The organism is Rhodopirellula sp. UH5 (assembly GCF_056839225.1).
Map to the genome: position 1 here is coordinate 4,491,897 of NZ_CM166390.1, position 24,188 is coordinate 4,516,084.

Sequence of the window (24,188 nt, forward strand, 5' to 3'; positions counted from 1 at the left end):
CAAGCCCTCCGGTAACGCACCGGGCGGCTCGCGCCGCTCCGCTAAAAACGTGTTCAAACAGCTCCATTACTTCTCCGCAACGTTCCTAGCGTTGACGCTTTGCCTGACCGTTACCCAATCCATCGCCCAAGACAATCCGCCCCAACCGGTCACGATCAAAGTCCCCACTCCGAAGGCCTGGGTGGGACAACGACTGCCATTCTCGGTGCAGGTCCGTGCCCCTGGATCGTTTGTGGGTGCCACGTCGTTCTCACTGCCGCAGATTCCACGCACAGTGATCCTGCAAGTCGGATCACCCGTGGTGTCCTCCGAAGAAGTTGGGGACGAGTCCTGGTTTGTGCAAACCCACGAATTCGCGTTGTATTCCCAAACCTTCGGCACCATCAAAATCCCTTCGTTTGAGGTCCGCTACGCCAACCGAGAAGGGTTCACAGGACCGACGACCGATCACACTCAGCAGACCACCGAAGTGACCGTCGAGATCCAAGCACCACCGGACTACGATCCCGATGTCTTCGTGGTCACGGCTGACAAAATCGACATCCAAGAAACGTGGGATCCACCGCCGGGCAAAGCCAAACAAGGCGACGTGGTTCACCGCACCATCACCCAAACAGCCGACCAGATTTCGGGCATGGTGCTCGCTCCACCGCCAACCAACGTTCCCGATGGCATCCAAGCCTACGTCAAGTCACCCCAAGTGAACGACCACACCGAGCGAGGCGAATTCACAGGCGAACGAATTGACACGGTGACGTATCAATTCAAAGGTTCGGGAAAACTCACGCTGCCAGCAATTCGATACGTGTGGTGGAATCCCGACGACGAATCCTTCGGGTCGCACACCTTGCCCGCAGCCACGTTCGACGTGACTGCCGCTCCTCAGCCTCAACTCGCAACGGTGGAAGAGCCCAATTGGCAACCCTTGGCATGGACGTTCTCAATCCTGGGCGCGTTGGCCATCCTGATCGCAACGCAGTCCCACCGGATCGCAGTTGGATTTCGAACGATCCAACATCGACTCAACCCGCCCGACCGTATCGCCGCCCGCCGCCTGATTCGGGCTTGCCAGACAAACGATGCTCACGCCGCAGAAACCGCTTGGAACCAATGGCTCAACACGCAACCCGAAAACGTCCGTCTCTCTGACGGACTGCGATCGCTGGTCTTGGAACTGCATCGATTGCTCTACAGTCACGCTGCCGCGACAAACTCCGCTCCCTCGGTCAAAACGCAAACCGATTCAGCCTGGAAAGGCGAGTCGCTTGCCCAAGCGTTTCAGCAACACCTGCACCAGCGGCGTTCCAAGCACCACACACCCGAGGAACACTTGCCGCCTCTCAACCCCATCGCTTGAGAGTAGTTGTGCAGTTTCGAAGCCCTACGATCGCGAACATCAATTCACCCTCCCAAACGCAGTTAGGGAGGGTCGGAAAGCGAGATTTCCGGGGAGGGCACTCCGCGTCACCAGAAACTGCACCGCTTCATGCCGGATGCGTTTGGCCCCAACCTGCTCAGAACGCAACGTTCATCCGTAGCCCCAACAAGTACGCATCGGCGACTTGCTCGCGAGCTTGATCAATCCACTGAAAATCGGGCGTCACCGAAATCGATTTGGTCAACTGAGTCCGATAGAAGACCTCCACGCCCTGCGAGTCACCAATGGGGCCCAAGGCTGCGGTCAACAACGGCCCGATCTCGTCGCTGGTTCCGCTGTAGTAGTACCCAACACCAAACGTGTCCCCATCGCGAATCGGACTTGCGCCGCCCAAACCAGCGCTGAGCAGATAGCTGATCGGGTTGGTGTCACTGTCGGCAATCCCGGCTCTGGCAAAGTATCCCCAGTGTCGAGTTGAATCGCAGGGGTCGACCCACAAGGCTTGGTCCGTGTTCCAATACACCGACCAGGAATCCGAGGCTCGGTTGATCGGCACGCTGGGAAGGATGATCCGTGGATCTTGGCCGAGCGAAACGTAGTCGCGACTGCTCCAGGAGGCCCCGACCAATTGGTGACCGGGCGTCCCCAACCAGTCCGTTGCCATTCTCATTTCCGCCGAGACCACAACGCCATCAGCGAACAGCTCGTCAAAGCCAGCTGAGTCGGCGGTGTCCGTGGGGTTCATCACCACGAAATTGAAGGCCGGTGTGCCCTCGTCACCCAGAACAACAAAACCACACCCAAGCGACGAGTAAGGCACCGATCGCAACACGATTGGGTTGGCCACAAAAGCAACATTGGAAAACTGCGTGACACCGCGACCGCTCGCATAGGCATTGGTATCACCATCGAGTGTGTCCAGTTTGCCGGCGTAGACCGCGAAACGCTCGGACAAAAACTGGGTGAACAACACATTGGTCAGATACAAACTCTCGCTATCCGCGACGGGCAGCTCAGCGGCCAAGGTCGGCGGCAAAATGACACCGGCTGACGCGCCAATCGTTTGACCGAACCGATGCTCAGCTCGCAGCTTCAGAAACAAACCTTCGTGCACACCGAGCTTTCCAAGGTCCATGTTGGCCACGTAGTCCCCGTGGCCTCCATAGCGAGCGGTCTGTTCCAGACCACCACCGGCTGTTCCGAAGTAATACTGCGTCAGATTGTTCGAAAAGGTGATGCCGCTTTCCGCCAGACATTCACGGATTGCCTTGCAAATGCAATGGTCGTTCGAACAATCGTCGCAGCAACCGAGCGCGGAATCACAGGCGGAAAAAGCAGAACAATCGTCCACCTGAGCGTACGAAACCTGAGTCAACGATCCCAGGAGTATGAAAACGACGCCAAGCAGAATCGTTTTGACGTTCAGTTTTCTTGTAAATTCGGTTCGGTCCATCGAGGTGCCTCGAATTTCGTTCGACAATGACTTCCTGGTTTCGACAACCCACACCCACCTTTTCGGACGCACTCCCCCCCACCCCGCTCTTTTCCTGGCACCAGAAAATTGAACATGCCGAAATTTTCGTTTCGAGGCCAACTTCTGCGGATTATCTGGGTTCGATGGGAGCAATTCGCGACCCGACTCTCTAAGATTGAGAGGACAATTTCGAATGCTCTTCGTTTTGCTTGACCGCCAATCTCTTCTCACCTGTCGGCTGGAACACTTTGAAATGAATACAGGTCCAACACTTTTGCTCGGTGCATGCCTCACCGCCGCAATCCTCGGATCCGTCGGCTCGGACGTGATCGCACAAGACGGTCAACCGGCGGCCGTGGATTCCAACTCTCGCCAGGCGGTCCAGGAACGTCTGCAACAGTACGCCGACGCATTCAATCACAGAGAACTTGATTCGCTGCCCCAATTCGTTGCAGCCGATGTTCGCTACCGGGACCAGACGTCGGGACGAGAAGCCAATTCCGCCACGGAACTGATCGATCAGATCCGAGCTGCCGTCGAGACCGAACCCACTCTGAAGCTGAGCGCGACCGTCGAAGAAGTCGAACAAACGGAGACCAATCAAGCAACGGTTCGCGGAACCACGACGCTGACGTCGGATCAAGCTCCTGAAGAAACATCTTCGTTCGAGATCACACTGTCCAAGCGCTCCGCGGACTGGGTCATCACGACCATCATCGAACGTGCCACCGACGAAGCCTCTTCCGTCGATTCAGCCAACCCGATTGAAGCACTGGGATGGTTGGTTGGAACATGGAACGAAGACTCGGAAAACGGCCTCCAAAGTAAAATTGATTTCTTGCCAGGGCGTCGTTTCATACGTCGCACTTTTCAAGTGGGATCCGAAACAGAGCCGGTCGGCTACGAGATGATTGGCTACGACCCACAATCCAACCGTGTGAAGTCTTGGACCTACTTTGCCGACGGCAGCTTCGGCAACGGCTACTGGGCAGGCGAAGAAGATCACTGGCGAATGGAAATGACTCAAACACTGGCCGATGGCGGGCAAGCGACCGCGACGTGCATTGTCCGCCCCATTGATCGTGACACGATGACGGTTCGCATCATTTCGCGAGTGCTCAACGGCGAGCCGCTTCCCAACGGTGAAGCCGTCACGCTCAAGCGACAAACGGACACCACAGCCACCGACGAACCTTCCCCCAATACCGCGACCCCATCGGGAGCCAACCAATGAATCTTTCGATCAATCCAATGCAGCCTTGGCGCTGGGTGTCGGTTTGCGTCGCACTTTCCCTGACCACCCTTTCATTGCCGTCGCTTGAAGCGGGCGGATTTGGAGGACGAGGTGGCGGCGGAGGCGGCCGTTCGTTTGGTGGTGGAGGCGGAGGAGCACGGCCCAGCATGGGTGGCGCTTCGAACTTCAATCGCGGAAGCATGGGCGGCGGCAACCGCATGCCCACCAGCCGACCTCAAACCAGCATGCCCCACGTGAGCGGGAACAATTTCAGCCGCCCCAGCACGAGCAGGCCGAACTTCAACACCAGTCGTCCAAGTTTACCCAGCACCGGAACACGACCATCACGCCCCGACGTTTCTCGCCCCAGCATTTCGCGTCCGGACATCTCACTGCCCAACAATTCGCGACCAGGAACCTCTCGTCCCGGTTCCACCCAACCCGGGATCACGCGACCAGGCAACAACCTGCCCACTCGCCCTGATCGACCAAGCACCCTTCCCGGCAATCGGCCCGGATCAGATCGCCCAGGTGCTTCTCGCCCCAATCTGCCGGGTGGAAATCGGCCCGGAGGAAATCTTCCCGGCAGTGACCGGCCCAGTCGTCCTGGCGGCTCGAATCGCCCCGACATGCCAGACTTTGGAAAGCTCCCCGGTGGCCGTCCTTCCACGGGCGACGTCGGCAACTTCCTGGGACTCGATGGTCCCCTGCGTCCCAGTGGAAATGAACGCCCCAACCGCCCCGGTAGCACCGATCGCCCCGGAACAGGAGACCGACCTGGAATCGGAAATCGACCTGGTACCGCCGATCGTCCCTCCCTCGCAGATCGCCCCGGCGCCGGAACACGCCCAGGGCTTGAGAATCGTCCCGGCCTCGACCGCCGCCCCAATCCCGGTGATCGCCTGCCACCCAATCGCCGCCCTGACATCAACATCGGCGACGTGAACATTGGCAACAACAATATCATCAACAACAGAATGGGCTGGGCCAATCTGGATAACAACCGAGTCAACCAGATCAACAACCGGTGGCAAAACCGCTTGAACAACGTCAGCAATTGGCCAGCCATTCCGCCCCATCGCTATGACCATTTCCATCGCTGGGGAAACCAAGTTCGCAATCATTGCCACTATCACGGCTTCGGTCCCAATTGGTGGGGACGACACCCATTCCGCTTCTGTGGTTGGCACTACTTCTATTCGTACAGGTACTACCCCTCCTCGTATTGGTGGAGCACACCGACGTACCCCACGGTGACCAACTGGTTCACCTGGAGTGCCCCCGCTCCATCGATGGAGCAACCGGTCTACTACGATTACAGCAGCGAAGGCAACGTGACCTACGAAGACAATCGCGTTTACATCGGTGGTGAAGAAGTGGCGACGTCCGAGGAGTTCGCCCAAACAGCGGCCGACCTCGCGACGGTGGACGCCCCTGAAAGCGAAGAGATCGCTGAAGAATCAGAGTGGCTTCCCTTGGGAACCTTCGCGTTGACAACCGATGCCGACGATGTCGACCCTGACCGCATTGTCCAGTTGGCGGTCAACAAAGAAGGGATCGTGTCCGGAACGCTCCACAATCAAAAAACCGATGAAACACAGGCCATCCAAGGCCAAGTCGACAAGCAAACTCAGCGAGTTGCAATGCGAATTGGCGAAAACGAAGATATCGTGGTGGAGACCGGCCTCTATAATTTGACGCAAGATGAAGCATCCGTGCTGGTTCACTTTGGAACCGAAACACAAGACACCTACATGCTCGTTCGCTTGCCCAGCCCTGAGGATTCTGAAGAGTCGGCCAATTCAACTGACGATTCATTGACCGAGGAATCGGACAATTCATCGAACGACAACAACTGATCCTTTCTCAATCACTCGAATTAGACCACATCATGTTCCGTCACTTCTTACTTGTTGTCGCGGTCCTCTCGACCGCTTCGTTTGCCAGCGCCAAACCTCGTACTTGGACCAGTGCCAACGGTGCCTACAAATTGGAAGGCGAACTGATTGGATCCAACGACACCACGGCGATCTTGAAACGTCGTGGTTCGGGCCGCCTTGCTGCGGTCGAGCTGAAAGACCTGTCGGACGAAGACCGCGAATTCGTCACGAAATTGACCAAAAGCGAATCGGAAAGGGAATCAGGTGGCGACCTTGAAATGCACACCTGGACATCTCGCGATGGGCTAAAGATTCAGGCGAAGATCCTTGCCTACGGGAAGAAGGAATACACGCTGGATCGAAAACTGGGCGCCGTGACCATCAACGGCAAAGCATTTTCAACCTTTGATCCGCTGCACCAAAAGCTCATCCTTCGAGTTCTTTCCGTCCTCGAAAACGAATCCTTGGAAAAGGAAACGGACCTCAAACAATTCGTGGCCGGCTTCGGAGGACAACCCAAGTCCTACACCCTCGAAGGCGTGCTGATGGAACTGGCCTCCGGCGACCAAATCGCGGTCCCGTTTTTCATGTTCAGCGAAAAGGATCTCGAGGTCCTGCAAGCAGGCTGGGAAAACTGGAAGAAGTACCACGCCGACGACGTAGCCCGAGCCCGTGAAGATTTGATGATGCGGTCCGAGGCCTCGCATTACCAACAAACCATGGCTCAGCAGCAACAGCGGCAACAGCTCGAAGTCCTCAAGTTCAACATGGCCGCCGTTCGCACTGGACTGACATCGATCTGGGAAGTCCGAATTGCGCCCAACCCAGGTGTTTACGGTCGTCCCACCAGCATCATGGTGAGCGCCCGAGACAGTTTGACGGCCACACAAATGGTCCTGCCGAACTACCCGGGCTATTTCATGGTCGGCGTACGCAAGTTCAGCTACTGATCACCAAGTAGCGGATTTCGTAGTGGATGAGGCAACGAGTCCCGTGAATCAGGATTCGTGGCCTCATCCACTACGTCAGTAATTGATCGTGCATTGCTAAGCAGCGCTGGATCAATGAGTGTCAGGTGGTCGTCGTGGACGAGGATACGAATCCTCACGGCAGGTAAAACCCGAAGCTCATTTGCAAACGGGTTGCGTCGGCTTGGTTGCCGTTTTGGTTCTCTCGCATCCCGTACAGGTATTCGATTCCCACGAACACCCGATCGACCGGATTGTGAATCAAGTTCACGGCGAGGTAGTTGGTTTGACGCAGGTTGGTCGGATCCTGACCCGCAATGGGATCCAGAAAGAGTTCGCTGTACGTCAAGTTTGATGTCAGCCGATCATTCCAAACATGCTTGCAACCGACCATCCATCCAAACATCGGCAAAATGGCCGCGCTGCTTGGGCCAGTGGACACCACATCAGGTGACCCTCGATAGCTGCCGATCCCTTCTCCGAACGTGATTTGGGAATAGAGCCGCGTGTCTTCCGTGGCCTTCGCTGAACCGGTGAAGTTGAATCCCCAGGCGGTGCCCGTGATGACTGGATCCCCGACCGGTTGAAAGCCCAGTTCTCGCATAACAAACGCCGCTTGAAAATCGCCTCGGGGTCGTTCCAATTTCAAATGAGTGATCACATCGGGTGATTCCGTTCGCCCTTCTCCCGTCACACCGACGGGGATGTCGATCTCGATCCGAGGGTCTTCCAGCGACACCGCCCAAGACCATCCCCAATTGCCCAATGGCAAATCCAGACGCACCAACCCTTGCCGTCGGTTCACGTTCGAAACAGCACCTTCAAAATCCAATGTCTGAGGAACGGCCGATGGGTGCGTGAAAGTGGTCCACGTCTGCCCCGCCGTGACATACCCCATGGTCCCATAAGCATGTCGCAATCTGAGCGATCCATTGGAACCATCTTCGCCACCAAAGAAGTCCGCTTCCACGAACGCCCGAACCACCTCTTGCTGAACCTTCCATCGAGTATCAAAACTCAAACGGGAAGACCGAGCGTGGAACCGAGAGTTTTTCCGTTCGGCTGCCCCAACGGGAATCTGACTGGTGTCAAAGGAATCGACCGAGTCAATTGGGTCAAAGTCAGTGATGAAATCTGCTTTGACAAACCCACCGATCTTCAAGGCCGCTTCTTCACCAATCACAACAATCCCGCGATTGAAATCAGGAAACGCGGTGAAGTTGTTCGGCTGCTGAGTTCCCGCTCGGCTGTCGAACGATTCGGTCGTGAACGATTGCTGCAGCGAACGATCCAGCGAGATCGTATCCAACTGATCCAACACCTCGGTCACGGGCGACTCAATCGCGTCCAAACTCTCGTTGAACTCAGAGAACTGAGCCAACAACAACGGTTCGTCAAAATGCTCCGCCTCAGCCGTCTGTAGAAACGACGCGAGGCTTTCCTCGGCTTTCAAGGGCACAGTGAGAAACCACAACGGCAGTGCAAGCAAGAACCATTGCCGGGTCGCGCGGTCAAAGATCGTTCGTGCGGGGGTCTTGCAACTCATTCGACTTGGTTCGGTACAACCCCATCACAATCTTGCTCAACGAATGCTTCTCAACAAGTCACCGCACTCGCTCGCGGTCCGCACATCGCAATGGCCACAAAAGGCGATTCACCCTTCCTAGATTCGACACGGCAACCTGGCAAACTTGAACGATTCCTTCGGTTTTAACGCCAACAAAGCGACTCAGGAGATTGGACGCCTATCCAGGTGAAATTTTAACCGGGCGTGATCAATGCCATCGATGTCTCAGGAAAAGGCCAATTGTCGCTGGCGGTGGCGTCCCCACCGCCCTGGTCGACGGAACACCCACTCAATTTGTGGTCCGAATTCGGCTCGATGAGATCGATTCCCATCCGTTGCCCGGCGGTGCACAGGGACAGGCCGCTGTCTATACTGGCGACGTCCAAATTGCCGGAATTCCTATCATGTTCCTTGTCCGTGCGAATAGTTGGATGAATTATCTCTTCTAATCGCGTCGCGGATCGACACTTTGATCCACACCCTTTGACGAACCGAGCCAATACCATGCGAACGTTGCTGAAATCAGGCCCTGCGATGGCCCTGGCCCTTCTTTTCTCGATTTCTTCATCTGTCGTTCATGCACAAGAAAAGGCCAAGATCGAACTGTTGCTCGATCGGTCACCGGCTCCCGGCAACGCCATCGGTTATGTCAATGTTCCTGCGCTCAACAAGCTGATGAAAGACGCTGGCTTCTCCCCAGCCGCCTCGTCGGCTGTGAGCGAAGTCTGGTTTCTCGCCGATCTCGAAATTGCGACCCTCCGTCCCAAATGGGAAGCCGGTTACGCAGTCCTCAACGCCCCGGTGGACGCGAAAAAGTTGGCGGAACGACTCGGTGGGTACGTCGACAACGTTGTCGATCACGACGTCGTTCACGCTCCCAATCAAACCTACTTCGTTCCCGGAGACGAACACCCAGAACGTTTGGGCATCCTTCGCCCCACCGACCGATCGCTCTTGGCAGGATGGTTGACCCCGGTGATCGATGTGAAGTACACGCCGTTCCTGAGCGCTCATGCCAAGCAACCTGAATCTTACCTGTCATTCATGATGGCAATCGATTTGGCAAACGTCCTCTCACCGATCCCTTTGACGACTCGTCTGACGGGACTGGAATCTCTCAAATCCAACTCGCCGGAATCCGTCGCCGGTACCCTCGCATCGATTCAAGGCTGCAGCCTCATCGTCGGCCGACGCAGCCTCAATGAATGCATCGCCAAGTTTGAGTTCTCAAAATCACCTGCATCCTTGAAATTGATCGCCCCGGAATTGCTCGCTGAAATTCTTCAACGCAATGGCACCGGTGCCCCTGAAGTGAAACAGTGGGAAGTCTCCGTCGACGGGAACTCCCTCTCGCTCAAAGGCCCCATCACCCAGTCCAGCCTCAGCGGATTGATGGGCATCTTCAGCCTGCAGAGCCAAGCCCAACAGGCCGCTGCACGTGCCAGCCTGTCGGAACAAAGCGAAGAACAGCGAATCGCTTACGAGTCCAAGCACTACTTCGATGAAGTCAACTCGATCATCGAGCACACCCGCGATCACAAATCGCAAACCGCTGGTGCGATGGCAAAATGGAGCGACCAACGCGCTCGTCAGATCGATGAACTCGGCACGCTCAACGTCGACCCCGACATGGTCCAATACGGAACCAACGTGGCGGAACTGCTTCGCGGCAACGCCCTTTCCGTTCGTCAAACGAACATCGATGCTGGAAAGGTCAAAGCCAGCCAGAGCCTCGACACCGGCTACTACAACGACGGCTATGGTTACTACAACACCAACAGCACCACGGATTACCAACGTGTCACCAGCGCCATCGCCCAAGGCAACGCCTACGGTAATTACCGTGAGGCTCTCAATCAGATTGACAAACTGACCGCTGCGATGCGTCGTGACATGACACAGAAATTCAAAATGCAGTTCTAAGCATCGAACGGAATCCTGCGGACGCTATCCAAGCCGATCGGCACCAGATTCAAACGGGTCTTGTCGATCGGCTTTTTTCGTGGGCCGATTCATTGTCACTGGTCAATCGCAACCATTCGCTCCCCGATCGTTCCCCCGCACATCTGCGGCACCTGACATCAAACTGTTCTGCCAATGGATCTCGGACAATACTTTCAAGTTCGCATCAATGCTGTTTCAATCGCCTTGGTGGCGCACGTCGCCATCGAAGCCGTCACGATCATTCGTGTGATGACGCGGCCGCACCGGGAACCCGCGTCACGTGTCGCTTGGGTCACCATCATCGCGGCGGTGCCGTTCCTCGGCGTGCTTTTGTATGTGCTGTTTGGTGAAACGAACATCGGACGACGACGAATGGACCGCATGAAGCAAGTCATGGAACGCTTGCCCACGATGCCAGACATCAACCCGGAAGAATCTCGTCACGCGTTGGCAAATGTGCCAGCCCGATACGAACACCTGTTCCGAATGGGTGAATCCATCAATGGATTCGAAGCGATTGGCGGGAATTCTGGAACGCTGATGGACGATTCCAACGCCGCGATTGAATCGATGATCGCGGACATTGATCAAGCCAAAGACCATGTTCACTTGCTGTTCTACATCTGGCTGCCAGACAACAATGGTCTGAAGATGGTCGAGGCACTCAAACGAGCGGCGAAGCGAGGCGTGACCTGCCGGGCGATGGCAGATGACCTCGGCTCACGAACGATCATTCGATCCGCTCACTGGAAAGAGATGCAAGACGCGGGTGTGCATGTTGCCAGAGCATTGCCGATCGGCAATTTGGTCTTGCGTGCTCTGCGTGGTCGCATCGACCTCCGCAATCACCGCAAGATCGTTGTGATCGATGGAAGCATCACGTATTGCGGCAGCCAAAACTGTGCCGATCCTGAGTTCCGGGTCAAACCCAAGTACGCCCCTTGGGTCGACGCCGTGATTCGTTTCGAGGGTCCCATTGTCCGTCAGAACCAAGAACTCTTTGTCGCCGATTGGATGTCCTGCACCAGCGACGACCTGACCGATTTGCTGGACCAACCGCTTCCTGATACAGGGTCCGGGTTCCCTGCGCAGGTCATCGGCACCGGCCCGACCGTTCGTGACTCAGCGATGCCAGAGGTCTTTGAAACACTGTTCCACACGGCGCGGCGCAAGCTGACCATTTCGACGCCCTACTACGTGCCCAACGAATCCATGCAGCAAGCCCTCTGCGCAACAGCTTGGCGAGGGGTCAAGACAACGCTCATCATGCCAGCCAACAACGATTCCCAAGTTGTCGGCGGAGCCAGTCGAAGCTACTACGCCGGACTTCTCGAGGCGGGTGTTCTCATCCACGAATACACCGGCGGTTTGCTGCATACCAAATCGGTGACGCTCGATGATGAAGTCACTCTGATTGGCTCCGCCAACATGGACCGCCGGAGCTTTGACCTGAACTACGAGAACAACATTCTGTTCCACGATCCCAAACTCACCGCTGCCGTTCAGGATCGCCAACAAACCTACATCGAGCGGTCCAACGTGATCACCTCGGAAATCGTCGGTGCCTGGTCGCTCCCCAGGCGGTTGTGGAACAACGTGCTGGCAACGCTGGGCCCCATTCTTTAGCCCCCGCACACCCTCGCGGGTGATTGCGGTTCCGTAGCGATGAAGTCCTCCGAGGATTGGGCTACATTAGCGATCACAGCCCCCATTTGATCCGTTCCCACGCTTCCGCCGGGATCGAATCGAGCTCGGAACCATCACCACGAAAGCAGTCGTTTGAGCGGCAAATACGGATTTTGGACCCTCACGTTCCTGGTCATCGCCAACATGATCGGCGCTGGCGTGTTCACGACGTCCGGGTATTCACTGGCCGATTTGGGATCTCCTGAACAAGTCCTCTGGGCGTGGTTGGCAGGCGGCGTGATCGCTGTCACAGGGGCCATCAGCTACGCGATGCTGATCCGCGTGATGCCGCAATCCGGCGGCGAGTACCTGTTTCTTTCTCGGGCGGCGCACCCGTTGCTCGGCTACATCGCCGGATGGGTTTCTCTGATCGCAGGGTTCTCCGGCGCAATCGCGTTCGCGGCAACAGCACTGGAAGGCTACCTGCTTCCCGAACAATTGCGTCCTGAGTGGATGCCCGCGGGAATCGTCACCATCATGGCGATTGTCTTGGCGGGCTTTTTCCATGGTTTGCACCCGCGCATTGGAGCCGCCACCCAGAACATCGCCGTCAGCGTCAAACTGGTTCTCTTGGGAACGATCCTGGTGTTTGCCGCTTACCAGTGGTTCAGCGGAGACTTGGTCGCCCACAGCCCCGCACGCGAAACATCCCCCGATGCCACCCCTTGGTCGCACTGGACCGCCTTTGCGGGAAGCCTGGTTTGGATCTCCCTGAGCTATTCCGGTTTCAATGCGGCGGTCTATGTGGCCGATGAAGTGGTTGACGCCAAGCGAGTGGTCCCCCGAGCGCTGGTCGCTGGAACCTTGGCCACGACCATCCTGTACCTCTGCCTCAACGCCGTCTTTGTCTTTGCACCTCCCATGCAAAGCATCGTTGGCAAACCCGATGTGGCGGCCATCGCAGCAGCCAGTCTGGGAGGCAACGGTTTCGCACACTTTGTTCGCTGGACCATTGCCCTGTGTTTGTTGACATCGGTGCTGAGCATGATGATGGCGGCCCCCCGCGTGTACGCGAAAATGGCGGACGATGGCATGTTGCCCGCCTGGATGCGTTTCCGCGGCGAAGCACCCTTTGCAGCCACCGTGGTTCAGATCGTGGTGGCGGTCACGTTGGTTTTGATTTCGGACCTGCAAGGTTTGCTGTCGTATCTCGGACTGACGTTGTCGTTGTCAGCCGCCTGTTCGGTCTGCTGTTTGTTCTTGCCCTCGATCCGCAATTCACCTCATGCGGCTCCGAAATTGTGGTTGATCGCACCTGCGTTTTATGTCGTGGCGACAATCGTATCGGCAGGCATCATGACATCCAATGATCCCAAACAATTGATTGCGACCGGACTCACGTTTTTGGTCGGCGGAACCATGTACGCCCTGACAACTCGCCGCACCACCGACCAAGGTCCGCCCAGCTCCAACTGACCCCATCCAAGCATTCCCTCTGCTGGTTTGATGCCTTGCTAGTTCGCCCACGTATTCCTTGGAGTCGCTTGACTCAAGCGATTTGGCCGGTGGCCACCTTCTCGATGTTCTATTCGCTTGCAATTTCGGCGGTGGACTACTGGGTGCCGCTGGATGCATACGAACTGCCGCCTGGTGTCGCCACTTTCCCCGGCACGTTCCTTGGCATCGTGCTCGCATTCCGAACCAATTCCAGCTATTCGCGGTGGTGGGAAGCTCGGATCTTGTGGGGGCGTATCACCAATGACTCCAGGACATTCACCCGACAATTGATCAGCTTCACGAAGCCTGCGACTTCCCCGGGTGACAACAGCGAAACGATACGCCGCATCGTCAACCGACACATTCTTTGGTGCCACACGTTGGCCGCGTCGTTGCGAGACGAAGACGTGTCCTCCAATCCCGAAGGAAAGATCGCATCCTACGAACTGCAGACTTATAGACAGTGCCGCAACGCAGCGAACCGAATTCTTCTGCAACAAGCCATTGACCTGCAACAACTCCACCAGTCCGAAGCACTGGACCGATGGCAAGCCTTGGAACTGGACCGCAGCCTTCGTCGCCTGACCGATCACATGGGTGGTTGCGAACGCATTCGTCATACACCGTTCCCACCGATGTACGCGATGCTCATTCACTATCTCGTGTTTGCGTTCATCATCATTCTCCCGTTTGCACTTTTGGAAATGCCTGCGTTGGGACTGATCGCGTTCACCGTCCCTGTCTCCATTGTCTTTTTGGCAATGGAGAAGGTCGCCCAGGTTCTCGAAACGCCGTTTGCAGACACGCCCTCGTGCACCCCCATGCTGGCCTTGTGCCGAAACATCGAAATTGATGCCCGCCAGATGCTTGGCGACACCGACACACCGGCGGTCTTGCAACCAATCGACGGCGTCCTGATCTAACAGGCTGTTGATTGAATACGTTTCGCAGCTTGAGCGATCAGCCGATGCTTGCGAAGCAACCAACCTTCACCTCAGGCAGTTTTTTCGGCCGACCTTTGTGACACCTGAAGGCCAACCATCCGTGCAATCACGATCGCCACGTAGAGCTGCCCCACCATGGCTTGCAGCACCGATAGCATTTTCGCAGGACGGGACAACGGCACCACATCACCGTAGCCAAGCGTTGTCAGCGTCACGTTGCTGAAGTAAATGAACTCGCTGATCAACCGAGTGTTCTGAACAGATCCCGTGTTCACAACCGGGAACAAAAACGCGCCGGGTTGAACGAGTTCGGCCAACGTGTAAAGAAAAGCCCAAAGCAACCCGAGCAAGAAGTAGATCGACACTGCGCCAATGATTCGATTGGCATCGATCGGCCCTTCACCAAACACGTGTTCTCCAACAGCGTAGATCAGAATCAGAAAAACCAGGGCGAAGCACGAATCACTGACGATCGCCAACCACATCGCCCCCGTGATCTCGTTGGCCCAAGAGGTTGCGTAGGCCACACCCCCAGCCAGCAAGGTGCACCACATTCGGGACGCCGATCCGGTCAGCGAACGAATCGCGGAAAGGACCACCAGAAAGAACAGTGCGTTGAGGGCCACTCGATGAATCATGTTCTCGGACGACAAACACGATTGAATGAAAATCAGGGAAACGAGAGCGAGCAACAACTCCCCGTGACGAGGTCGTCCCCGCCAGCGATGCGTTTCAGGTTGGAGCGTAGGAATCATGCAGACGGATCGTGGAACGAGGAAAGTGGGTCTCAAATTGTAGTGTGAGAACTCTCCAGCGGAGACTTTCTCGCGTAGGACGTTCATTCCCCGTCGTGTAGGATGCTACGGGGATCCCGCCACCCAGCCGATTTCACATCGTTTCGTGAGGTTTCCCCACTTCCCAATACGAAGGGTCACGGCTCCTGCCGCTCCCTTTCTTTGCAATGGTTCATCACGCAGTCCCCTTTTGACGCATGAACAAAATCCATCCTTCACCAGCCCTCCGGATGCTTGCTCGGGTCAGCATGGCTGCTCGTCAGGCAAATGGCCTTCGCTCGCTGGCGTCCCTGCTGTTGGCCCCGCTGTGCTGGCTGTCCTTGATCGGCTGCACCCCCGCCGTCAACGAGTACCAAGCCCCGCCGCCTCCCGACGTGACAACGGCAAACCCCGTTCAACAAAGCCTCACCATTTTCATCGAAGAAAATGGTGAAACCGAAGCGGTGGAGCAGGCGGATGTGCGGGCCCGCGTCGGCGGATTCGTCGAAGAGCTGTCCTTTGAGCCCGGACAATTTGTCAATGAGGACCAGGAGCTCTACCGAATCGAACCAGATACCTATCAAGCCAATCGCAATGCCGCCGCCGCTTCGGTGGAAGCCGCCAAGGCTTCCATCCAAGTCAGCGAAGCCGCGCTGGCATCCGCACTCGCCTCCGTTCAAAAAGCTGAAAACGATCTCAAACGCGAACAACGTTTGAAAGCGTCCAACGCGGGATCGCAAGCGACCTTCGATGCCGCAGTGGCAGCTCGAGACTCGGCCATGGCTCAAGCGAAAGCAGCCGAAGCCAACATCGAGGCAGACAAAGCCAAACTGCTGCAGGCCCAAGCCCAACTGGCTCAAGCGGAATTGGATCTGAAATACACCGTGGTCCGTGCCCCGATCGAAGGCCGTGTCTCCAAAACACAAGTCAAACTCGGCAACCTCGTCCAAGTCGGTAGCACCCTGGCAACGATCGTGGACCAACGAAAGATTTTTGCCAACTTCAGCATCAGTGATCGCAAACTGCTGGAACTGGTCGAAGCTCGACCAGAAACCGAAGAACCTGCCGACTCACCCGAAGATTGGTCGAAGATCCCGGTCTACCTGCAACGCGACGGGGACTCCGGGCAATGGCTGTCTGGAAAACTGGACTACGTCGACCAACGTGGCATCGACCAAAAAACGGGAACGTTCGGACTGCGTGCTGACTTCGACAACCAAGACGGCAAGTTGCTGCCGGGGATGTTCGTGATCATCCGGTTGCCGGTTCGCGAAATTGAAAACGCCATTCTGATCCCTGAACGTGCCATCGTTCGAAATCAAACGGGATCGTACGTGATGCTGGTGGGCTCCGAAAACCAAATTGAGCAACGCGAGATCACCGTCGGCCAAACACTCGATGGATGGGCGTTGGTCAAAGAGGGACTGTCCGCCGACGACACCTTTGTGTTGGAAGGTCTGCAGCGAGCCCGACCGGGAAGCACGGTCTCTCCCAAGCCAACGGAACTGTCGACCCAAGGCAGCCCCATGCTGCAAGCCGCGATCGATTCCAACGCCGGAGCCGCTGCCTCGGGAGCCCCCACCTCGGGAGCCGCTGCTGAACCGACACCCACGGTCAATCCGACCGACGATGAACCCGTCTCCGATTCATCCACTGCGGACTGATCCATGTCAAAGTTCTTCATCTACCGTCCGATCTTTGCCACGGTGATCTCCATCGTGATCGTGATCGCCGGCGCGGTTTCGTTCTTCGGCCTGCCGATTGAAAAGTTCCCGCCGATCACGCCGCCCACGGTCCAGGTCACCGCCGTCTATCCCGGTGCGAACGCTCGAACCGTCGCCGAAACCGTGGCTGCTCCCATCGAGCAAGCGGTCAACGGCGTCGAAGGCATGATCTACATGTCTTCCACCAGCACCAACGAAGGCCTCTACACGCTCACGGTCACGTTCGAGCTGGGCATGGATTTGGACATTGCCTCGGTGCTGGTTCAAAACCTGGTCGGCAGTGCCGAGGCCAGCCTGCCACAGGAGGTCCGGCAACAAGGCATCACGACAAAGAAACGTTCCACGCAAACCCTTCAGTTCATCGCGTTGACTTCCCCTGAAGGCAGCCATGATGGATTGTTTCTGAGCAACTTTTCGCTCGACATTCGAGACGAGATCAGCCGCATCAAAGGGGTGGGCGATGTCCAATCCTTTGGCGATGGCGACTACAGCATGCGGGTCTGGTTGGACCCACGCTTGCTGAAACAACGTGGACTCACCACCGAAGATGTTGTCGCGGCCATCTCGGAACAAAACGTTCAAGTCGCGGCGGGACAAATCGGCGCTCCCCCCGCTCAATCCGGCACCTCGTTTCAGTTTTCCGTCAACACGCAAGGTCGCTTTTCCAGCGTCGAACAATTCCAAAACATCATCGTCCGCACCGGCGACAATGGAGAAGTCCTGCGATTGGGCGATCTTGCTCGCGTCGAACTCGGTTCCGAAGCCTACACGTACTCCAGTTCCTTTTCCGGCGACGCTGCCGCCACCATCGCGATCTACCAACTTCCCGGTGCCAACGCCTTGGAAACCGCAAAAGCGATCCATGTCAAAATGGAAGAGCTTTCATCGGCATCCAACTGGCCCGACGACGTCGCGTATCAAATCGCCTACGACGCGACCGAATTCGTCAACGCCTCCATCAGCGAGGTCTACAAAACGCTGGCAACGGCGATCGCACTGGTTGTGCTTGTCATCTTCATCTTCCTGCAAGACTGGCGTGCCACGATTGTTCCCGTCGCAGCGATCCCCGTGTCGCTGATCGGCACCTTCGCCATCATGGCAGGCATTGGATTCTCACTGAACATGCTGTCGTTGTTCGGCATCGTGTTGGCCATTGGGATCGTGGTGGACGATGCGATCGTGGTCGTCGAAAATGTTTCTCGACACATCGCCAATGGTTTGTCCAGCCGCGACGCGGCCGTCAAAGCCATGTCCGAAATCACCGGCCCGGTAATCGCCACCACCTTGGTGCTGCTGGCCGTGTTTGTGCCCTGTGCGTTCATGCCCGGCATCACCGGCGAGCTGTTTCGGCAATTCGCTCTGACCATCTCCGCGGCCGTCGTCATCAGCACGATCAACGCGTTGACACTCAGCCCTGCCCTCTGCGGAATCTTCCTGCGCCCCGCCACGGAAACGCGATTCATTGGCTTTCGTTGGTTCAACCAAATCTTTGACCGAACCACCGCCATCTATGGTGCGACGGTCGCACGTTTGGTGCGACTGACATTGATCGTCTCCGTGGCTTCCATCGCCTTGGTGATGGCAACCGGCTGGATGCTCACCCAATTGCCAACCGGTTTCGTCCCGGACGAAGACCAAGGCGTGCTGTTCGTCAACGTCCAACTGCCTGATGCGGCCAGCAAAGAACGCACCGATGCAGTGATCCGACACTTGGATGAGGTCTACTCGCAAACCCCAGGGGTCCAAGGCTGGTTGTCCGTGACGGGATATTCCTTGCTGGGCGGCAGCGGTGGGCCCAACGTCGGGTTCTCGGTGCTGGTCCTGAAACCCTGGGATGATCGCGATGCAACCACCGAGAGTGTCGCTGCGATTCAACAATACCTGCAACGAAAATTTGCGAGCGAACAACGGGCCATGTTGTTCACGTTTGCTCCTCCACCCATCGACGGTTTAGGAACTGCCGGCGGATTTCAAATGGAAGTCCAAGACCGAGGCAGCAACGGCTACCTGCCACTGCAAAATGCAACCGAAGAACTGGTTGCCAACGCCTCCACCCAGTCCAGCTTGGCAGCCCTGAACACTTCCTTCCGAGCCACCGTTCCCCAACTCTATGTGGATGTGGATCGCGAAAAAGCGAAGACGAAGAACATCCCATTGAGCAGCGTTTTCTCGACCTTGCAGACCTCCCTCGGATCGGCCTACATCAACGACTTCACGCTCAACAACCGTTCCTACCAAGTTCGCGCGCAGGCCGAGGCTCCGTTCCGCCGAACGGCATCCGACATCACGCAACTGGATGTTCGAGACAGCAACGGCAACATGGTGCCGCTGGGCTCCATCGTGACCGTCCGTGATGACTTTGGTCCCGATGTTGTGCGACGCTACAACATGTATCCCAGCGCCGCGATCAACGGGTCCGCCGCCCCAGGCGTCAGCTCAGGCTCGGCTCTGGTACTGATGGAACAGACCGCTGACCAATCGCTGCCCGCGTCCTTCTCATATGAATGGACCGGGATGTCATTCCAAGAGAAACAGGCCTCCGGTGGCCAGTACCTGATCTTTGGATTGGCCATTCTGTTTGTGTTCTTGGTCCTTGCCGCTCAGTACGAAAGTTGGACCAGCCCCGCGGCCGTGATTGCCGTGGTGCCGCTCGCCGCACTCGGTGTCGCCCTGTCATTGATGCTGCGAGGAAGCGATAACAACACGTACACGCAAATCGGTATCGTGCTGTTGGTCGCGTTGGCCAGCAAAAACGCGATCCTGATCGTGGAGTTTGCCAGCGAACTGCGTTCCGCGGGTCGATCGCCTCGAGAAGCCGCGACAGAAGCTGCCAAACTCCGGTTCCGAGCCATCTTGATGACAGCGTTCTCCTCGATTCTGGGCTTCCTGCCGTTGCTGGTCGCCTCCGGTGCAGGCGCCGCCAGCCGACAAGCCGTCGGCACCGCCGTGGTGGGAGGCATGATCGCCGCCACCATTTTTGCACTGTTGCTCGTCCCCACGTTCTTCGTCGTCTTCCGAACACTCTCCGAACGCATGGCTGGCAAGTCCGACAGCTGATCTCACGGCCCGACAATCCGACTTGGATGGCATCGTCCACGGTGTCTTCAGTTCGCCACGATCGGGTCGTCGGAACGCGGTCCCAAGCGTCCCGCCATCACTTGCGCCACCGGACGCGTGACATCCATCCGGTCCAAGGCAATCTTGATCGCTGCTGTGATCGGCGTCGCCAAGAACATCCCGGTGATGCCCCAAAGCGTTCCCCAAAACATCAATGCCAACAGAATCACCACCGGGTGCAGATCCGCCGAGTTCCCCATCAACTTCGGCTCCAGCAAATTGCCGCTGGCAACCTGAATCGAGCAGGTCACCGCAATCGCGGTAATCATCCAAGTCAGACTGCCGTCGGGATGCAGCAAGATGAACGGCAGTGGCAGAATGCTGGCCAAGATCGGACCGATGTTGGGAATGTAGTTGAGCAAGAAAGCCAGCAGTCCGAACGTGAGCGCCATCGGCACCCCAAACAACCACAGCGCCATCCCAAAGACGATGCCGGTTGCCAAAGAGATCATCGTCTTCACAAACAGATACGAGCGAACCTGCCGATTGACTTGATACGCCAACGTGTTTTCGCCGTAGCCGCTCAAGTTGCCCAGCAGCAGGAAGAACACGTAGATCAAAATCACGATGCTGGTCGATCCCAACTGAAACAGTTCGCTCGACAAAGACGCGACACCGTTTCGCAAAAACTCCTCGAGTTGAGCCCGCAAATCCGCCGCTGCGTTGGCGAGCAACTCATCGGGTTCCGCCTGGTTCGTCGAGACAACTGGTGCCTCGACTCCCTCCACCAAATCGGCGACCGCGGCTTCGGATCGCTCCGTCACTTCCTTGGAATCAAATCGCTCGGCAACGTTGTCGTGCAGCCAGCCTTCCGCGTTCGAAACGATCTCCGACACCCGCATCCGGTACAACTTGCCCTCCTCCGACATTTGGGCGATCGACAACCAAATGCTCATTCCAACCAAACACGTGCCACCGATTGCCAACACGAACGTGACGCCTGCCGCGACCACACGATTGACATTCAATCGCGCTTGCAGGAAATCCAAAATCGGCGTGATTCCGCTGACAATGAACAACGCCACCACAAATGGAACCAACACCGAGCGCAGCCAGTACACCGCCGCCGTCAAGGCGATCGCGGTGAGAATCAGCAAACAGGCGTCCTGAACCGAGTTGCTTCGTGAAGGCCGGTTTGTCATGGGTGGCTTCGTCTGGGTTGCGTTGAAAAGAATGAGACCAGCGTCGATAATCCGCCATGAATGCTCACGGGACTATACCAAATCACTGATTTCACCATCAAACGCGAATCCTTGCGAGAGCCTCTCCGCCACCGGAATCGAGCCTCCGAGCCGATGGCAGCGTTGTCTATGGCATCGCTGATTCTGCCAACTCAATCCGGGCCATCAACTTTTCCCGCAACTGGTTCTGAATCGCTTCGTACTGAGGCTGGCCACTGACGTTGTGCTGATGCAGCGGATCCGCTTTCCGATCAACCAGCAATTCATGCTCAACGCCTGCCCTATCACTCGCCCCATCGGCTCGCCATCGCACAAAGAAGTGATCCTCCGTGGTCAAGGCATCCCCCGGACCAAACCGCGTGTACGCGTCTTCACGATGAACCTGGGTTGGGTTTGACAACAAAGAAGCAAAACTTTTTCCGTGAATTGCGTCTTTGATTTCAATGCCCGCCAGCTCACACAACGTCGGATGCACGTCGACAAACTCAACGTGAGAAGGAATCACCGCGTCCTTTGCGATCCCTGGCCCCTTCATCCACATCGCGGTGCGAAGCGCATCGTGCAGCAGTTGGTTCTTGGCCCACGAATTGTGCTCACCGAGCAACCAACCATGATCCCCCAAGACAACCACGAGGGTGTTTTGATCCAAATTGAGCTCTCGCATTTTCGCAAACACGCGTCCCATCAAATCATCCGCTTGCGTCACCGAAGCGTAGTACCCCTGACGCATCCGTTGATGGTACTCGTCGCTGTTGTATTCCACCCTGCGTGACAGATCCAGCGTCATCGGGACGTATGCAAACTGCTCCCGCACCAAACGAAACTCGTCCGGCATGGGCTGTGGCAATCGCCGGTTTTCAGCCAGCCTCACCTCCGCCAACGGGTACCGGTCGTAGGTTTCCTTCGGCGAGTAAAACGGCATGTGCGGTTTCGCCAACCCGCATGCCAAGAAAAACGGCTGGTCCTGCTTCGACAGACGTTCCAAATCCGCCATTGTTCTTGCGGCGATCGTTCCGTCGTGCGTGTCCATCACATCGACTTCGCCGGCCTCCCACATCGGCACCTTTTCTTTGCGTTCCTGAGCGTTCTTGCCTTTGATCGTCTGCTCACGTTTCTTCTTCCATTCCTTGGTGGCGTCATTGTAGAACGTGCGACCGCTCGTCTTGGGCCGCCAAGCAGGCTCGCTCCACGACCGATCGTCCGTGTCCTTCTTATGATGAAAGACCTTGCCGTTGCTGATCGTCGTGTAGCCGGCTTCCTTGAATCGCTGCGGCAACGTTTTCACATCCGCTGCATCGCGTTCCGCCCAAGTGAAGAAGTTCGGGAACCGCTCCACCGTGGGATACAAGGCCGTGAACAAACTGGCCCGCGAAGCACCGCACGTCGGCACCTGACAGTATGCGTTTTCAAACCGAACACCAGCCGCCGCCAACGCATCAAAGTTCGGAGTTTGCATCGACGAATGCCCGTAGTCACTTGTCTGCGGACGCAGATCATCAATGTAAAAAAGCAACACGTTCGGGCGATCAGCCAACGTCGCCGTTGCAAAGAAACACAACGCCAATAGGAAGACAAATCTTTTCACGGGACTCTCTGGAACAGGTGGGGGATGGAACTCGACTTCGCAATACAGTGCCAGCCATACGCTGCGTGACCGGAGGGCTCGCGGGATGTTGGTTGAGTGAGCCGCTTCGGCGTTGGCCTCGGCTTCGCCGTCACAGAACCGGGGCTAACGCTGGACTGCCAAGCTTGTTTCCGAACAGCTCTTCGACAAACAAACGGTTGAGCAACTTCGAAACGCTCAGTTCGATTGCTCCAACTGATGCCGCAGCAACCAAGCGTAGACCTCGGGGTTCGCATACGTTGCCGTCCAACTGTCATGCCCCGCATCGGGGTAGATCGTCAGCTTCACGTCCCCGCCAGCTCGCTGGATCGCGGTGACCATCTCTTCGCTCCCGCTGAGTGCCACGACAGAGTCCCGGCCACCATGAAAGACCCAAATTGGAGTCTTGGCAAGTTCGTCTGCCCACTCCGTTTTGCCACCACCACAAATCGGAATCGCCGCTGCAAAGCGTTCGGGATGAGTCGCCGTCAATCGCCAGGTTCCAAATCCGCCCATGCTCAAACCGGTCACGTAAACGCGCCGCGTATCAATCGAGAGTTGGCCTTCGACATGATCCAACAACGCCATCAACTCATCCGCTTTCCATGACTCAACGACCTCTTTGCGATCTCTTCCCGGCATCGGACTCTGCGGTGAAACGATCACAAAGGGCAACTCCTTGCCTTCCTTCCCGACTCGCTTGGGTGGCCCATGCACTGCGATCTGCTGAAAGTTCCCGTCGCCGCTCTCGCCCAACCCGTGCAAGAACAACAACAACGGCACGCGCTGACCGGGATCGTAGTCCTCGGGCGTGTACAGCAGGTACGGCAGCCGATCCGGTCGCCCCTCCGCAGGTTTCGGGATCGCAAAGAAGTTCTCGGTTTGCTCGCCCGGTTCAATCTGAATTTTTGAATTCGCCTCGGTTGTCGAGGCCGTTTCTGTGGGCTCTTGCGCCGACAGCGTCCCGCCCTGGAAACCACTCCAACCAACTGTTGCTGCGGCGAAAATCACACCGACTAGAAAATCACGTCTCATCACTTGCCTATACCATTGGAGCAATCAAAGTTCATTCGTGCTGGTGTCAAAACGAAAGCGACGTCACCCAGCGATTCTTCCTGGGACGAAACTTCACCCCAACGCAGCATAATCCACCGCTAGCGGGCGTTTGCGTCCTATCAGGCGTTGCGGTGAAACATCGCTGCCAAGCGCATTGTATCATCGACGCTCAACAGGCAGGCCGGATCGAGCCGCTTTGGCACTGCTCCGGCAGATGAGCGC

General features: G+C 56.9%; 17 protein-coding genes. 10 read left to right on the forward strand and 7 right to left on the reverse strand.

The annotated features are described in order from the left end of the window. Positions 1–49: 49 nt before the first annotated feature. A complete protein-coding gene (locus UH5x_RS15875; RefSeq protein ID WP_482632980.1) occupies positions 50–1,357 on the forward strand; it encodes a BatD family protein in 1,308 nt (435 codons plus the stop codon). Between the two features lie 157 nt (positions 1,358–1,514). Here UH5x_RS15875 and UH5x_RS15880 read toward each other — a convergent pair whose 3' ends face one another. Continuing rightward, entirely contained in the window at positions 1,515–2,831 is a 1,317-nt protein-coding gene (locus UH5x_RS15880; protein WP_482632981.1) for a carbohydrate porin, read from the reverse strand. Between the two features lie 274 nt (positions 2,832–3,105). On the opposite strand from UH5x_RS15880, the gene UH5x_RS15885 reads away from it, so the two are divergent. Beyond that, a complete protein-coding gene (locus tag UH5x_RS15885) occupies positions 3,106–4,086 on the forward strand; it encodes a nuclear transport factor 2 family protein (protein ID WP_047816891.1) in 981 nt (326 codons plus the stop codon). 235 nt (positions 4,087–4,321) lie between these two features. Here the strand turns inward: UH5x_RS15885 and UH5x_RS15890 are convergent, their stop codons facing one another. After that, positions 4,322–4,561, reverse strand: a complete 240-nt coding sequence (locus UH5x_RS15890) for a hypothetical protein (RefSeq protein WP_482632982.1) — start codon at positions 4,559–4,561, stop codon at positions 4,322–4,324. A 154-nt stretch (positions 4,562–4,715) separates the two neighbouring features. Here UH5x_RS15890 and UH5x_RS15895 point away from each other — a divergent pair, with 154 nt between their 5' ends. Together UH5x_RS15895 and UH5x_RS15900 are read left to right on the forward strand one after the other, a co-directional pair. Further along, entirely contained in the window at positions 4,716–5,945 is a 1,230-nt protein-coding gene (locus UH5x_RS15895) for a hypothetical protein (protein WP_482632983.1), read from the forward strand. 32 nt (positions 5,946–5,977) lie between these two features. Continuing rightward, positions 5,978–6,916, forward strand: coding sequence for an SHD1 domain-containing protein (locus tag UH5x_RS15900; RefSeq protein ID WP_047816850.1), 939 nt, complete (start codon positions 5,978–5,980; stop codon positions 6,914–6,916). A gap of 154 nt (positions 6,917–7,070) precedes the next feature. Here UH5x_RS15900 and UH5x_RS15905 read toward each other — a convergent pair whose 3' ends face one another. Beyond that, positions 7,071–8,480, reverse strand: coding sequence for a DcaP family trimeric outer membrane transporter (locus UH5x_RS15905; protein ID WP_047816849.1), 1,410 nt, complete (start codon positions 8,478–8,480; stop codon positions 7,071–7,073). A gap of 525 nt (positions 8,481–9,005) precedes the next feature. Between UH5x_RS15905 and UH5x_RS15910 the strand changes: the two genes are divergently transcribed. From UH5x_RS15910 to UH5x_RS15925, 4 genes are all read left to right on the forward strand, one after another. Beyond that, positions 9,006–10,424 (forward strand): hypothetical protein, encoded by a 1,419-nt coding sequence (locus UH5x_RS15910; protein ID WP_236696641.1) that lies wholly within the window; start codon positions 9,006–9,008, stop codon positions 10,422–10,424. A 174-nt stretch (positions 10,425–10,598) separates the two neighbouring features. Next, positions 10,599–12,071 carry a cardiolipin synthase gene (gene cls, locus UH5x_RS15915; RefSeq protein WP_047816847.1) on the forward strand — a complete coding sequence of 491 codons (1,473 nt, stop codon included), beginning with the start codon at positions 10,599–10,601 and terminating at the stop codon, positions 12,069–12,071. 153 nt (positions 12,072–12,224) lie between these two features. Next, positions 12,225–13,547, forward strand: coding sequence for an APC family permease (locus UH5x_RS15920; RefSeq protein ID WP_047816846.1), 1,323 nt, complete (start codon positions 12,225–12,227; stop codon positions 13,545–13,547). Between the two features lie 68 nt (positions 13,548–13,615). Continuing rightward, on the forward strand, positions 13,616–14,491 hold the full coding sequence (locus tag UH5x_RS15925) for a bestrophin family protein (RefSeq protein ID WP_482632984.1): 876 nt from the start codon (positions 13,616–13,618) through the stop codon (positions 14,489–14,491). Between the two features lie 71 nt (positions 14,492–14,562). Here the strand turns inward: UH5x_RS15925 and UH5x_RS15930 are convergent, their stop codons facing one another. After that, complete coding sequence (locus UH5x_RS15930; protein ID WP_047816844.1) at positions 14,563–15,267, reverse strand: potassium channel family protein; 705 nt, start codon at positions 15,265–15,267, stop codon at positions 14,563–14,565. A 236-nt stretch (positions 15,268–15,503) separates the two neighbouring features. On the opposite strand from UH5x_RS15930, the gene UH5x_RS15935 reads away from it, so the two are divergent. Then, entirely contained in the window at positions 15,504–16,949 is a 1,446-nt protein-coding gene (locus UH5x_RS15935; protein WP_482632985.1) for an efflux RND transporter periplasmic adaptor subunit, read from the forward strand. Between the two features lie 3 nt (positions 16,950–16,952). Then, on the forward strand, positions 16,953–20,066 hold the full coding sequence (locus tag UH5x_RS15940) for an efflux RND transporter permease subunit (RefSeq protein WP_047816843.1): 3,114 nt from the start codon (positions 16,953–16,955) through the stop codon (positions 20,064–20,066). Between the two features lie 47 nt (positions 20,067–20,113). Here UH5x_RS15940 and UH5x_RS15945 read toward each other — a convergent pair whose 3' ends face one another. The 3 genes from UH5x_RS15945 to UH5x_RS15955 form a co-directional block, all read right to left on the reverse strand. After that, complete coding sequence (locus UH5x_RS15945; protein ID WP_482632986.1) at positions 20,114–21,268, reverse strand: AI-2E family transporter; 1,155 nt, start codon at positions 21,266–21,268, stop codon at positions 20,114–20,116. Between the two features lie 166 nt (positions 21,269–21,434). Further along, positions 21,435–22,892 (reverse strand): sulfatase, encoded by a 1,458-nt coding sequence (locus UH5x_RS15950; protein ID WP_482632987.1) that lies wholly within the window; start codon positions 22,890–22,892, stop codon positions 21,435–21,437. Positions 22,893–23,108: 216 nt separating this feature from the next. Further along, positions 23,109–23,945, reverse strand: a complete 837-nt coding sequence (locus UH5x_RS15955) for a carboxylesterase family protein (RefSeq protein ID WP_482632988.1) — start codon at positions 23,943–23,945, stop codon at positions 23,109–23,111. Positions 23,946–24,188 lie beyond the last annotated feature (243 nt).